The 13,508-nt window shown below is 41.6% G+C and carries 12 protein-coding genes; 11 read left to right on the top strand and 1 reads right to left on the bottom strand.

What is annotated here, in order from left to right:
• The first annotated feature begins 194 nt into the window (after positions 1-194).
• The 7 genes from citD to Gferi_RS08410 all read left to right on the top strand — a co-directional run bounded on the left by citD (position 195) and on the right by Gferi_RS08410 (position 8,473).
• A complete protein-coding gene (gene citD / locus Gferi_RS08440) occupies positions 195-482 on the top strand; it encodes a citrate lyase acyl carrier protein (protein ID WP_069975475.1) in 288 nt (95 codons plus the stop codon).
• Positions 483-484: 2 nt separating this feature from the next.
• On the top strand, positions 485-1,381 hold the full coding sequence (citE, locus tag Gferi_RS08435) for a citrate (pro-3S)-lyase subunit beta (protein ID WP_069975472.1): 897 nt from the start codon (positions 485-487) through the stop codon (positions 1,379-1,381).
• Positions 1,382-1,395: 14 nt separating this feature from the next.
• Positions 1,396-2,943, top strand: coding sequence for a citrate lyase subunit alpha (gene citF / locus Gferi_RS08430; RefSeq protein WP_069975470.1), 1,548 nt, complete (start codon positions 1,396-1,398; stop codon positions 2,941-2,943).
• Between the two features lie 26 nt (positions 2,944-2,969).
• The gene (locus tag Gferi_RS08425) at positions 2,970-5,270 is read left to right on the top strand and encodes a hydratase (protein WP_069975468.1); all 2,301 of its coding nucleotides are present in this window, start codon (positions 2,970-2,972) and stop codon (positions 5,268-5,270) included.
• Positions 5,271-5,363: 93 nt separating this feature from the next.
• Complete coding sequence (locus tag Gferi_RS08420; RefSeq protein ID WP_069975466.1) at positions 5,364-6,368, top strand: tripartite tricarboxylate transporter substrate binding protein; 1,005 nt, start codon at positions 5,364-5,366, stop codon at positions 6,366-6,368.
• Between the two features lie 85 nt (positions 6,369-6,453).
• A complete protein-coding gene (locus Gferi_RS08415) occupies positions 6,454-6,957 on the top strand; it encodes a tripartite tricarboxylate transporter TctB family protein (protein WP_069975464.1) in 504 nt (167 codons plus the stop codon).
• Between the two features lie 19 nt (positions 6,958-6,976).
• The gene (locus tag Gferi_RS08410) at positions 6,977-8,473 is read left to right on the top strand and encodes a tripartite tricarboxylate transporter permease (RefSeq protein WP_069975462.1); all 1,497 of its coding nucleotides are present in this window, start codon (positions 6,977-6,979) and stop codon (positions 8,471-8,473) included.
• Positions 8,474-8,580: 107 nt separating this feature from the next.
• On the opposite strand, the gene Gferi_RS08405 is transcribed toward Gferi_RS08410, so the two are convergent.
• Positions 8,581-9,531, bottom strand: coding sequence for a LysR family transcriptional regulator (locus tag Gferi_RS08405; protein ID WP_083273448.1), 951 nt, complete (start codon positions 9,529-9,531; stop codon positions 8,581-8,583).
• 159 nt (positions 9,532-9,690) lie between these two features.
• On the opposite strand from Gferi_RS08405, the gene Gferi_RS08400 reads away from it, so the two are divergent.
• The 4 genes from Gferi_RS08400 to citX all read left to right on the top strand — a co-directional run bounded on the left by Gferi_RS08400 (position 9,691) and on the right by citX (position 13,342).
• Complete coding sequence (locus Gferi_RS08400; RefSeq protein ID WP_069975457.1) at positions 9,691-10,734, top strand: AbrB family transcriptional regulator; 1,044 nt, start codon at positions 9,691-9,693, stop codon at positions 10,732-10,734.
• 44 nt (positions 10,735-10,778) lie between these two features.
• Complete coding sequence (citC, locus tag Gferi_RS08395) at positions 10,779-11,807, top strand: [citrate (pro-3S)-lyase] ligase (RefSeq protein WP_069975454.1); 1,029 nt, start codon at positions 10,779-10,781, stop codon at positions 11,805-11,807.
• Between the two features lie 77 nt (positions 11,808-11,884).
• The gene (gene citG / locus Gferi_RS08390) at positions 11,885-12,811 is read left to right on the top strand and encodes a triphosphoribosyl-dephospho-CoA synthase CitG (protein WP_236932715.1); all 927 of its coding nucleotides are present in this window, start codon (positions 11,885-11,887) and stop codon (positions 12,809-12,811) included.
• 15 nt (positions 12,812-12,826) lie between these two features.
• Positions 12,827-13,342 carry a citrate lyase holo-[acyl-carrier protein] synthase gene (gene citX / locus Gferi_RS08385; protein ID WP_069975452.1) on the top strand — a complete coding sequence of 172 codons (516 nt, stop codon included), beginning with the start codon at positions 12,827-12,829 and terminating at the stop codon, positions 13,340-13,342.
• The last annotated feature ends 166 nt before the right edge of the window (positions 13,343-13,508 follow it).

Genomic DNA, 13,508 nt, shown 5'->3' with positions numbered 1-13,508 from the left:
TTCCCTTGAATAGGACTTTTGATGAACTTTTTAGAATTTTCTTATGCTTTTTGTGTATGGATACTATGATGAATAAGCATTAGCTATTTAAAAGAAAGAGGAATATACTGAAAATTAAAGTGGGGTTTTCAGTCGCAGTCTTATATTGAAAAGACCTAATGAAACTTGTTTTCCTATAGGAAGGGGGGACTGGTGTGGAAATTAAAAAAATGTCTAATGCAGGTACAATGGAATCCAGTGACATTTTTGTGGTGATAGAAAAGGGCTACGATGGGATAGAGATAAATTTGAATAGTACAGTAACCTACCAGTATGGAGACCAAATTCGCAGTGTGATTAAACAGACCCTAGAGTCTATTGGAATGTTCAGTGCCAAGGTTACAGCCACAGATAGAGGCGCACTGGATTGTACCATAAGAGCAAGAGTTTTAGCGGCGGCATACCGTGCAGCCGAGTCTGTAGACTACGATTGGAGTGAATGATCATGACAGTTAAAAAGGATAGACTTAGAAGGACGATGATGTTTATTCCAGGAAATAATCCAAGTATGATGAGTGATGCACATATTTATGGTCCGGATGCCATCATGTTTGACCTGGAGGATTCCGTTAAGCTTTCAGAGAAGGATGCAGCGCGATTTCTGGTTTATAATGCGCTAAAGACCATTGACTATGGGGATGTGGAGAAGGTTGTCAGAGTAAACCCTTTAGATACACCTTTTGGTAAAGCGGATATTGAGGCGATGGTCAAAGCTGGAGCGGATATCATCAGATTACCTAAGTCGGAAACCGCAGAGGATGTGAAAGCAGTGGATGCACTCATTAGTGAATTTGAAGAGAAGCATGGTATTGAAAAAGGCAGCGTAGGTATGATGGCTGCCATCGAAAGTGGACTTGGAATCATTCATGCATATGCGATTGCAACTGCAAGTCCAAGACTGATCGGTATGGCGATCGGCGCAGAGGATTTTGTCACAGATTTGAAGACAAGCAGATCTCCAGATGGAATTGAACTGATCACTGCGCGCAGCATGCTGTTGTTTGCAGCGAGAGCAGCAGGTATTGCGGCACTGGATACGGTCTACAGTGATGTGAATAATGAAGAAGGCTTTCGAAAAGAAGTTGAACTGATTAAACAGCTTGGCTTTGATGGAAAGTCAGTTATAAATCCGAGACAGATCGCACCGGTCGTTGAGATATTTACCCCAACTCTTCAAGAAATTGAACATGCGGAAAACGTTTTAGAAGCGATTCAGGAAGCAGAAGAGAAAGGGCTGGGTGTTATCAGCCTTAATGGCAAAATGGTAGATAAACCAGTGGTAGAGAGGGCCCTTCGCACGCTAAAACTTGCTGAGGCTGCGGGCAGCTACAGAAGGTCTTAAGGAGGAGCATGAGAATGAAAAATATATTAGATGTTGAAATACCAACATACATAGAGGGTGTGGGAACACTTACAGCTTTCGACGGCAGGGTTTATGACGAAAAGACACATGAAAAAGAGGGATTAAAAGACTATAGGATAAAAAAGAGCAAGATTGTGAGGGATTTAGAAGAGGCAATCCGACGGTCTGGATTGACCGATGGAATGACCATTTCATTTCACCATCATTTCAGAAACGGAGATTATATTGTCAATACCGTAATGGAAGTAATTGCAAAGATGGGATTTAAGAAGCTGACGATAGCTGCCAGTTCTCTTACGGACATTCACACACCTATGATTGAGCATATTAAAAACGGTACTATCTACCGCATTGAGACAAGTGGAATCAGAGGGGAACTTGCTAATGCCATCTCAAATGGCTTGATGGAAGTACCTGTTTTGTTCAGATCTCACGGCGGCCGAGCCTATTCAATTGCTTCGGGGGAACTCACAATCGATGTGGCTTTTCTAGGGGTAGCATCGAGTGATATCTATGGAAATGCAAATGGCTTTAGCCGGGAAGGGAATAATGACTCAGCCTGCGGTTCCCTTGGATATGCCATGGTAGATGCACTGTATGCAAAGCAGGTTATTTTATTGACGAATAATATCGTACCCTTTCCAAATACACCCTGTGCAATACCACAAACCAACGTAGATTATATTGTAGAGGTTGAGGCAATTGGAGATCCAAAAGGGATTGCATCGGGTGCCACTAGATACAGTACAAATCCTCGAGAACTATTGATTGCACAAAATGCTATAAGGGTAATCGAAGCATCAGGATATTTCGAGGATGGATTTTCTTTTCAAACCGGTACAGGAGGAGCCGCTCTGGCTGTAACGCGATTTCTTAGAGATAAAATGATAAAAAAGAATATTAAAGCAAGTTTTGCATTGGGCGGTATTACGGGACAGATCGTTAAACTTCATGAAGAGGGATTGATCAAGAAACTTCTTGATGTACAAAGCTTTGATCTTGGCGCGATTGAGAGTATTCAAAAGAATCCATTTCATCAGCAAGTGGATGCACACTATTATGCAGGGCCTGGTACCGAAGGTTCTACTGTAGATCAATTAGACGTTGTGGTATTGAGTGCGCTAGAGGTGGATGTCAATTATAATGTAAACGTTTTAACAGGATCTGATGGCGTGATCCGAGGTGCCATAGGCGGGCATCAAGATACGGCAGCAGGCGCTCGATTATGTATCGTCGTAGCACCTCTTATTCGGGGAAGAATTCCAACGATTCTAGATCGTGTGAATACGATCGTTACACCGGGAAGCACTGTGGATGTACTGGTTACAGATCATGGAACTGCAGTGAATCCTTTACGAATTGACTTGATTGAGAATCTTAAAGGTGCAGGTATTTCGGTTTTTACGATTGAAGAACTAAAAGAAAAAGCAGAGAAAATTGTCGGTAAACCCAACGCAATTCGATATAACGATAAAATTGTTGGGATCGTCAGTTATCGGGACGGCAGTGTCATCGATCTGATTCGAAAAGTTTCGAGATAAATCCGCTATACAGGAGGTAAGGTTAAATGATCAAGCTTTATGACTCAGGAGTTTATCTGGTTAAGGGTAGAGAAATTATTGAGGACAAGTACGATGCAAAGGCTGCACTGCTGCATAAGGTAGGGAAGGAAGTAATTAAAGCGCAAGCAATTCAAGGCACGATAGCCTACTCCATTTTGGAACGGCACAATACTTCCGGTAGTATGGACAAACTGAAACTCAGGTTTGACGCCCTGGCATCCCATGACATCACCTATGTGGGCATTATTCAGACGGCACGGGCCAGCGGCCTGGAAAAATTTCCCCTTCCTTATGTACTGACAAACTGCCATAACAGCTTATGCGCCGTAGGGGGGACCATCAATGAAGATGATCACATGTTCGCGCTCTCAGCAGCAAAAAAATATGGAGGGATTTATGTACCTACCCATTTAGCGGTTATCCATCAGTATATGCGGGAGATGATGAGCTGCTGCGGCAGTATGATCCTAGGCTCAGACAGTCATACCCGTTATGGAGCCCTGGGCACCATGGCCATCGGTGAGGGCGGTGGAGAGTTAGCCAAGCAAATCCTCAACAAGACTTATGACATCAATCGGCCTGAAGTGGTGGCCGTTTATCTCACTGGCACGCCGCAGAAAGGTGTAGGACCACAGGATATTGCTCTTGGCATTATTGGTACAGTTTTTAAAAATGGCTATGTGAACAACAAAATTATGGAATTTGTGGGCGATGGAATCGAAGGTCTATCGGTAGAATATCGAAACGGCATTGATGTTATGACTACTGAAACCACATGTCTTTCTTCAATCTGGTCTACAGATGAAAAAGTTAAGGATTACTTTTCTGCACATGGCAGAGCTGAGGCCTATGCTAAGCTTGGACCAGCGGATATTGCCTACTATGATGGCCTGATCTACGTTGATCTTGGGAAAATTAAGCCGATGATTGCGCTGCCTTTTCATCCAAGTAATACTTACACGATTGAAGAACTCAACGCCAATCCTATTGACATTCTAAATCAAGTGGAAAAGGAAGCCGTGCGGCTGCTTGATAATACTAATATCAAGCTTGACTTAGCGGGTAAAGTCAGAAATGGCAGTATTTATGTTGATCAGGGAATTGTGGCGGGTTGTGCTGGTGGAACCTACGACAATATCATCGATGCAGCAGATATTTTAGCTGGCCGGTCAACGGGAAATGGGGTATTCTCCATGAGCGTGTATCCTTCCAGTCAGCCTACCTATATCAGTCTTGTGAAAAACGGTTCCATCGAGAAGCTGATGAATGCAGGTGTTATTGTACGATCGGCATTCTGCGGACCTTGCTTTGGAGCAGGAGATGTCCCTGCAAATAAGGGGCTTTCTATTCGCCATACTACCCGAAACTTTCCAAACCGTGAGGGCTCGGTGCCATCAAATGGACAAATTGCTTCGGTAGCACTGATGGATGCCAGATCTATCGCTGCTACAGCTATCAACGGAGGAAGACTTACCCCTGCTACGGCAATTGAGGTGGAATATACGAAACCCCAATATCATTTTAGCAGTGAAGTATATAATAAACGTGTCTATAATGGTTTTGGAAAAGCAGGAAGCGATACAGCTTTGAGCTTGGGACCCAATATTGCTGACTGGCCAGACTTTCCGGCATTACCAAAACACCTGCTGTTAAAGGTTGTCTCTTTTCTGACGGACCCGGTTACAACAACAGATGAGCTTATTCCCTCTGGGGAAACCTCATCCTATCGTTCTAATCCACTTAAGTTGGCAGAGTTTACTCTTTCAAGAAAAGATCCGGCCTATGTAGGCAAGGCGAAAGCGGTAAACAAGTATGAAAAAGTAAGACAGACAGGAAACAATCCTGTTGAGGAATATAAAGAGCTTGAAGCTGTTTATCAAAATATCTCTAAGATCGAAGGTATGGCACCGGTTGCCCCACAAGAGATTGGTATAGGAAGTACAATCTATGCGGTTAAACCTGGTGACGGGTCTGCTAGAGAACAAGCTGCGTCTTCGCAAAAAGTCCTTGGAGGCTGGGCAAATATTGCGAGAGAATATGCAACCAAACGCTATCGTTCTAATCTGATCAACTGGGGGATGATCCCTTTTATTCTTAAAGAAGAGCCAAACTTTCAGAATGGTGACTATATCTATATACCTAATATCCGAGAAGCTGTTGAATTACAAAAAACGAGCATCAAAGCCTATGTGATTGGAGATCAGCTCCAGATCTTGAAACTAACACTTGGAGAGCTATCACCGGATGAGAGACAAATCATAATAAAAGGATGTTTGATAAATTATTATCGGGATCACAATGACTAGTCTTAGTACAGGGATAGAAAAGGCGTATTTATTGAATGCTGTTTTCTAAGGAGGGTAAGCATTCTAAATAAATAAAAAAAGGAGGAAATGAAAATGAAAAAAAGACTCGTTTTATTGATGTGCCTGGTTTTGATATTTACAGCTGCTTTAATGGGATGTGCTCCAAAAGCGCCAGAAGTCAACAATGCTGAAGGTGCAGCAGATGCTGAATTCAAATTTGAGAGAAAGATCGAACTTGTTTGTCCATGGGGCGCTGGCGGTGGAGCAGATTCTACGCTTAGAGCTTTTGCTTCTGCACTTGAGAAAGAAATTGGCGTTCCAATTGTTGTCAACAATGTAGAAGGCGGCGGTGGCGTTAAGGGTGTAGAATACACAGTTAAGCAGCCAGCTGATGGATATACCTTTATGCTTGGGACACAGTCTCTTCTTCTTGCGAACATTCAAAAACTTTCTTCCGTTGATATTTATGAAGAACTTATACCTGTAACAAGATTGGTTCATGATACCAATGTTATTGTGGCATCTGGAAAAGCGCCTTACAATAATTTTGATGAGTTGGTAGCCTACATAAAAGAAAATCCAGGAAAAGTTAAGTGTGGTGTTATGACGGTTACGGGAGTAGATGCATTCACGGTTAGAGAAACATTTTCAGAGGCAGGCGTAGAGGTTCCACTTGTAGCTTTTAACAATGGGGCAGAGGTTAATGCAGCCATCATTGGCGGGCATGTAGATCTTGCCACTGTTGGACCGGCTGAGGTTAAAGGTCTGGTAGAATCAGGAGATATGAAGCCGATTATTGTTGCTTCTGAAAAGAGACTTCCTATGATTCCGGATGTTGCGTGCACGGGAGAGAAAGGTATTGAATCCTACCTTGGACCAATGAGAGGTATTTTGGCGAAAAAAGGAACACCTGAAGCAGCAATTAAGGCATTTGAAGCAGCAGCTGCAAAAGCACATGCAAGTGACCAATTCCAGGAGTGGACAAAAACTGTTGCATTGGATCAAAGACCTGGCTATGCAAATTCCGCAGACTTCCAAGCAATTTGGACAGAACAAAACGAAACACTCACAGCTTTATTTAATAAGTTTAACAAATAATAGAGCCTATAAAAATATTGAAAGCTCTGGGGCAGCATATGCTGCCCCGGATTCCTAGATTATAAGGAAAGTGAGTTGATGGATTTTGATACTTGAGTTATTATATAATGCAGTTTTATTGATTTTATTCGCCTACTGCTATTATTATATTGGCGCTACAATGCCAGCTTCTGCACCTACAGAGTTAGGGGCAGAGCAATGGCCGCAGCTTATTCTAAGTGGCCTTATTGTTTTAATCTTAATTAATATGTTCAAAATCTATAAAACTGCAGCGGCTGAAGAACGTAACTTCGATCAGATTAAAAACATAAAGTTGCAGGCGATTTTGAGAAGCAGACTCTTTCAAGGGATTGTCATCATTCTTGTCTATGCCGCTTCCCTTGAAGCAGCAGGTTTTATACTCAGCACTTATATTTTCTTCATTGTCTATGCTAGATTAATCGGAGAAAAGCGAATTAAGTTTTTAGCAGGCAGCGCATTTGTCATGACATTTTCGGTATATTTTTTATTCGCTAGGGGTCTGAGCATTATGCTGCCTAGAGGATATGGAATCCTACGTGATTTTGCGCTGATGCTGGAATCATTTTAACAGATAGGGAGTGTAAATTATGGGTGATATGTTAGTTGCAGGTTTTCAAATTGTATTTGCGCCAATGACTTTTCTTCTTATCTGTGCAGGTACAGTTTTAGGTGTTATCTTTGGTGCAATGCCTGGCGTAAGTGCTTCAATGGCAGTAGCTTTAGCGATGCCTTTTGCCTATGCAATGAGCCCAATCATCGCCATTGCTTTCCTGGTTGCTGTTTACTGTGCATCGATCACTGGAGGCGGTATCACAGCTATTCTTTTTAAAATTCCCGGTACACCCTCCAGTGCACCAACTACTTTTGACGGCTATCCTCTGGCTGTGCAGGGTAAGGCGGGCAAAGCGCTTGGTACATCCCTTGTCTGCTCGGCGATAGGCGGTGTTGTCGCTGCTGTTGCCATGTTTTTGTTATCACCTCAGTTGGCAGATGTAGCGCTTAAATTCGGGCCATCAGAACTCTTTGCCGTATCTTTCTTGGGACTTAGTGTTCTTACAGCCCTCGACAGTGACAATGTTATTAAAACCCTTATTTCAGGATTGATTGGTCTTTTGCTTGCCACTGTCGGTATGGATCCATTGCTGGCGATTCCCCGATTTACATGGGGGAATTCTTCTCTTCTCAGTGGTATAGAAATGATTCCGGTTATGATCGGTATGTTTGCTATCACTGAAGTGCTTAAACAGACTGCAAAACCATCTAAGCTTGTTGATACGGGTTCAGGTTCTAAAGTTAAAACAGATCTTTTAACCTTCAAAGAGGCATGGTCTATTAAGTGGACGATTATCCGTTCTTCCATTATTGGTACCCTTGTTGGAATTTTGCCCGGAGCAGGTGCGACGATTGCATCTTTTTTAAGCTATACAACGGAAGTAAAAATGTCTAAGAACCCTGAAAAATTCGGTCAGGGTGCCATTGAAGGGGTAGCTGCTTCAGAGGCTGCAAATAATGCAGCTACAGGCGGATCGATGGTTCCACTCCTTGCCTTGGGTATACCGGGAGGGAATGCGGCAGCCATCATGATGTCGGCACTAGTTCTAAAGGGCGTTCAGGTTGGACCGCTTCTTGTTAAGACGCAGCCTGATTATCTCTCCAGTGTCTTTGCTTCCATGATCGTGACAAATATTATCATGGTTATCATCGCCATGGGAATCGCTAAAGTTTTTAGTTCAATCCTTAAAGTGCCCTACAGCATTCTGGGTCCGGCAATTGTTCTATTTGCGGTGATTGGCAGCTTCGCCCTTCAGAATAGTACGGGTGATGTTATGTTGATGGCTATCGCAGGCATACTGGGATTCGCTTTTTCTAAATTTAAGTTCTCTTCTGCGGCCCTCGTTTTAGGACTTGTTCTTGGCGGGATGACAGAAGCCAATTTAAGAAGAGCTGTTTCCCTTGCAAATGGAGATATTATGGCAGTTATTTCAAAACCTATCACAGCTACTTTACTGCTTGCATGTATGCTTATGCTTCTTTATCCGGTCATTAGCAGAATGATTAAAACTAAAAAGAAAGCAACAGCATAAAGAAAATCTAGAGAAGCCGCTGCTATAGAATAGGCTGCGGCTTTTCTCCGGGTGTATTTAAATCAGGATAAGAAAAGAGGTAACCATTATGGTTACATGCGTATAGACTAGTCATTTGGAAAATCGTAGAGTTGAGGAAGTGTTTCAAGGGCAATTTTATTGAACTCTTTTGAGGCTTTAGATAAGGGAATATCCTTTGAATAGGCGATAACCAACTCCCATGAAGGTTGATATTGCTCTTCAATAAAATAGTAGTTTGGAGAATAGGCTGAGCCAAACAGTTTGCAATAACTAAGAGGAACCAAAGTGAAACCAAGATTATCTCTAACAAGGCGAGATGCAGTTTGAATACTTTTTGTTAGATATCGTGGTTTTACATCAATTTTTGCATTCTCTAGAATTTTAGTGGTGACCTGTCTGGTTCGTTGACTTGTATGTGTCAAGATATAGGGGCGATCGGCTGTAAGCTGGATATCGATATAGGGCCCCTCCCCTCCATCTTTAAAATAGGCCTGTTCATTAATGGGATCATCAGGAGGAACTGCCAAGAGAAACTTTTCTTCGTGAATAACTGTATATTTGATTCCGTGATTGTTGATGGGAGAATGTAAAATACCTACATCAACCCTCCCTTTGAGAATTTCTTCCTCAATGCCAGTGGAGACACCTTCTACAATCGATAACTCAATTTTAGGAAAGCGTGTAGTAAAGTTTGCTAAGATCTTTGGAAGAGCAAAGGAACCTAAGTGGGTGGTAGTTCCTACTGCCAGTCGTCCCATATGCATATTGCTAATATTAGAAAACTGGATTTCAAGTTCTTTGTAAAGGCGGATGATTTTATTGGCATTTTCAATATAGTACTCTCCTGCAAAGGTTGGTTTCAAGCCTTCTGAAGTACGTTTAAATAATTCTGCCCCAAGATCTCTTTCGATTCTGAGAATACAACGACTTAATGAAGGTTGAGCAACAAACAAACGCTCTGCGGCTTTAGAGATATTTCCGTACTGAGCTACTGTAGTAACATAAATCAATTCTTTAGGTATCAAATGAGGTATCAAAGGATTTCGACCTCCTTAAGTCTCTTTATACCCTGGTCCTATGTAAGTAAAAAAGCTTTAATATGATACTTTAATTATATAATGGGTCATATTTGCTTGTCAATTTAAGTACAGGGTGTTAGCGGGAATGAATAAATAAGTATAAGGGTGGTATTTTTAATGTATAGTTTCTTAATGACAATCCTGCTAGGTACATTTGTCGGCTACCTGTTTTCACGATTTAAAATTCCAGGAGGAATGATGGTAGGCAGCATCGTAGCAGTCTCTCTATTTAATATTACAACAGGAATGGCTTATATACCCGCAGCAGGGAGACTGGCAGCACAAATTGTTGCCGGTGCTTTTATTGGTGTAAGTGTAGAAAAAAGCGATTTGTCCAGACTTAAATTTATTATTAAACCTGCCATTGTTTTAATTATTGGGATGATGATTCTCAATATTGTTTCTGGATTGCTGATATATAGATTTAGTCCTTTAGATTTGGTGACCTCACTGATGTGTGCGGTTCCTGGAGGAATGAGTGATATTCCTATTATCAGCGGAGATATGGGAGCGGATGCGTCTAAGGTTGCAGTGATGCAGTTTATTAGACTTGTGGCAGGCATAGGCTTTTTTCCGGCTATAATTGCAAAGATTGCCAAGGGAAAAGATGAGCTGGAAGTTTGTCACGATGAAGTATATAAAAGAGTTAAATCTGAATCCCATCATTTAGCGTCTTTTATTATGACGATTGTCATCGCTGCAGTTTTTGGATTAATTGGAAAATACGCAGGAATCACAGCAGGTGCATTGATTCTGTCAATGGTGAGCATTATTGTCTTAAAGCTTTCTACGGGTAAAGCGTGTATGCCAAAATGGATGAGGCGCTTTGCACAGGTTCTTGCTGGTGCATATATAGGCAGTAGTGTTCAATATGCTGATGTTTTGGAAATGAAATATCTAGTGGTACCTGCCATTATACTGATTCTCGGATATTCATTAGCCTGCATGATGATTGGAAGATTTTTGAATAGGACTTTTAATATGTCCATTAAAGAATCTATGCTGACAGCTACACCGGCTGGGGCATCTGATATGGCTCTGATTGCTGCAGACATAGGTGTTGAAAGCGCAGATGTTATCGTTTTACAGATTATTCGAATGGTAGTAGTTGTTTCTGTTTTTCCACAGCTTATTAGTTTGATCGTGAAGCTTGCAGGGTAATTTAAAGAGGCCATGCTGATAATTATAGAGGTAGGTGAGGGAAAGTGATTATTGAGCGTAAGCTGCACTCTATTCATGAGGCAGCGGAACTCTTTAGGCAATGTGATTTGACTATACCACATAACTTGACTTATAGCATGGGTTTATTTGATAATCATCAAATGGTAGCTACGGGTTCTCTAGCCGGTGATATGATACAGGGGTTGGCTGTTTTACCGGATTATCAAGGAGAAGATTTGTCTGCCAAGGTGCTGACACACTTGATTAACCATGGGCTAACCTGCGGTATAACAGCGCTGCATCTATTTACAAAACCTATAAATACGTCAAAATTTCTATCACTGGGATTTCATATTGTTGCCACCGCTAACCCCTATACAGTATTATTGGAATGGGGGAATCCGGGTATTCAAGATTATGTGCAAAAACTGATGAAAATTGCAGAAGATGCCCCTGACGAAGCTGCTGCAATTGTGATGAATTGCAATCCTTTTACATTAGGGCATCAGGCATTAATTGAGATTGCAGCAGCACAAAGCCAAAAAGTCTATATATTCGTCGTTGAGGAAGATTTATCTGTGTTTCCCTTTTCTGGGAGATTTGAAATGGTCCGGAAAGGTACAGCCCATTTATCCAATGTAACGGTGATACCTGGCGGCCGATATGTCGTATCCTCTTTGACCTTTCCATCCTATTTTACAAGAGAGAAAGATCTTGCAGCAGCGCATTGCGCGATAGACGTAGAAATATTTTTAAAACATATTGCACCGGCCCTAAAAGTGACGAAACGTTTCGTGGGCACGGAACCCTTTTCTCCGGTTACAGAAGTCTATAACCAAACCATGAAAGACCGTCTCATACCCGGTGGGGTTGAGGTTCTTGAAATTGAACGGATCGTACAAGCCGGCCAGGTGGTTAGTGCTTCTCATGTTAGGCGGCTTCTTGCGGAGAACAAAATGGATGAGATAAGAAAATTTGTGCCGGATGCTACCTATGACTATCTGCTTTCAGACGCAGCTAGACCGGCTATACGCAGCATTATAGCAGGCACCGGCTACTGTGAAGATGCATGATTTTGTACGGTGACGAGGAACACATTCTTGGAGAAATATAAGGTTTTTATAAATCAGGAACACTAGGAGGAAAGCCTATGGAAAAAATGAAAGAAGATGTATTTGTGGGAATGAATGATTTTTGCTTAACGGTTGCAGAAACAGCAATAAAGTCCATGCTCTATGAGGTGTCAGCTACACCAAAGCCGGGACTTGTAGACAGAAGGAATTCTGGTGCCCATAAAGACATGAACTTTCTAACATTTATGTCCAGTAGTGCTGTATTATTCGATACATTCTACCGCTGCGCTATCGAAGGGATGAATTTTACCACTCAAGATTATCCGGTGTTGCTGGAACGGATTCGCCCTTTCGGGATTGAAGGTGAGAAAAAAATGTTCGCAGCAACCAACGGAGTGAATACGCATAAAGGGTTAGTTTTTTCTTTGGGAATTATCGCAGCAGCATTGGGTTCTCTATATAAAGAAAAAAAAGAATCCATCGCTGATGCCCAGGAGATTTGTAAACGAGTTCAAGAGATTGCAGTGGATTTATGCAAGGAACTTGGAATGAGAACAGAGAAAAGAGCACAAACCTATGGAGAAAAGCTATATGAAAGATATAACATAAAAGGAATCCGTGGTGAGGTAGCGTCAGGCTTTAAAACAGTGCTGAAGTATGGCCTGCCTGTAATGAAGAAATATACATCCTGCGATGAAGATCTCAACAACGTATTCGTACAGGTTTTGCTCCATCTCATGAGTGAAACCGAGGATAGCAATATACTTGGAAGACATGATCACGGAACCCTTGAATATGTGAAGCAAAGTGCAGAGATTGCTTTACAACTAGGCGGTGTATTTACCAAGGAAGGGATGGAATATATTATTTTTCTGGATCGGGAATTCATTAGTAGAAATATAAGTCCCGGAGGTTCAGCAGACCTCTTGGCAGTGACCATCATGTTGTATCTATTAGAACAACAGTTTGAATGCAATGAGATTAAACATTATGAAAAAGTTTAAAGAGGGTTAAGACAAATGACGATAAATAATGACATGCTGTTAAAGATACTTGAAAGCAGAGAACAAAGGGCGGTTTATCAAAATACATTAATTCAAAAACATCATTCCAGCCTCGTTTCTTTTACATTGAATATACCTGGTCCGGAGAAAGACAGCCTTCTCTTTCGTAAAATTCACCATGAGGGCATGAGCACACTTCAAAGGGCTATAAATGACCAAACTGTGATAGTGTTTCAGGAGAGCAAATTTTTAGAAACGGGCCCGGAAGGCTATATATGTACCAATATGGATGGAATCAGGTTAAAGCACCTGACCACCCACATTGAATCTACGCATCCGTTAGGAAGAGTTTTTGATTTTGATGTTTTTGACGATCAACTTGTAAAGATTGGCCGGATAGATATTGGTTACAGTGAAAGAACATGCCTGTTATGCAGCCAAAATGCTTATATCTGCCGTAGGGAACAGAATCATTCATTGTCTGAACTGCTTGAAAAAATAAATACTATGGCAATGGATTATTTTGAATAAAAGATAAGTCTTATGTTCCTACTACAATTCCGGTGTATGTCATACATCGGTTTTTTCATGATTATGTACGGTAAGCAGGCTGAATAAGAAGGATTATCTACTCATGCGTAGAAATATATCCATTAATGGTAGGGATGATCTGTGTGTCATTTCAAAAATGAAGCGG

It is taken from the genome of Geosporobacter ferrireducens (assembly GCF_001750685.1).
GTDB lineage: Bacteria > Bacillota > Clostridia > Peptostreptococcales > Thermotaleaceae > Geosporobacter > Geosporobacter ferrireducens.
This window is presented reverse-complemented; position numbering and strand designations above follow the sequence as displayed.

Coding starts and splice junctions, on each gene's coding strand:
- Gferi_RS08410 (WP_069975462.1), top strand. CDS start 6,977: ATGGGTGATATGTTAGTTGCAGGTTTTCAAATTGTATTTGCGCCAATG.
- Gferi_RS08425 (WP_069975468.1), top strand. CDS start 2,970: ATGATCAAGCTTTATGACTCAGGAGTTTATCTGGTTAAGGGTAGAGAA.
- citG (WP_236932715.1), top strand. CDS start 11,885: ATGGAAAAAATGAAAGAAGATGTATTTGTGGGAATGAATGATTTTTGC.
- citF (WP_069975470.1), top strand. CDS start 1,396: ATGAAAAATATATTAGATGTTGAAATACCAACATACATAGAGGGTGTG.
- Gferi_RS08420 (WP_069975466.1), top strand. CDS start 5,364: ATGAAAAAAAGACTCGTTTTATTGATGTGCCTGGTTTTGATATTTACA.
- Gferi_RS08400 (WP_069975457.1), top strand. CDS start 9,691: ATGTATAGTTTCTTAATGACAATCCTGCTAGGTACATTTGTCGGCTAC.
- citX (WP_069975452.1), top strand. CDS start 12,827: ATGACGATAAATAATGACATGCTGTTAAAGATACTTGAAAGCAGAGAA.
- citE (WP_069975472.1), top strand. CDS start 485: ATGACAGTTAAAAAGGATAGACTTAGAAGGACGATGATGTTTATTCCA.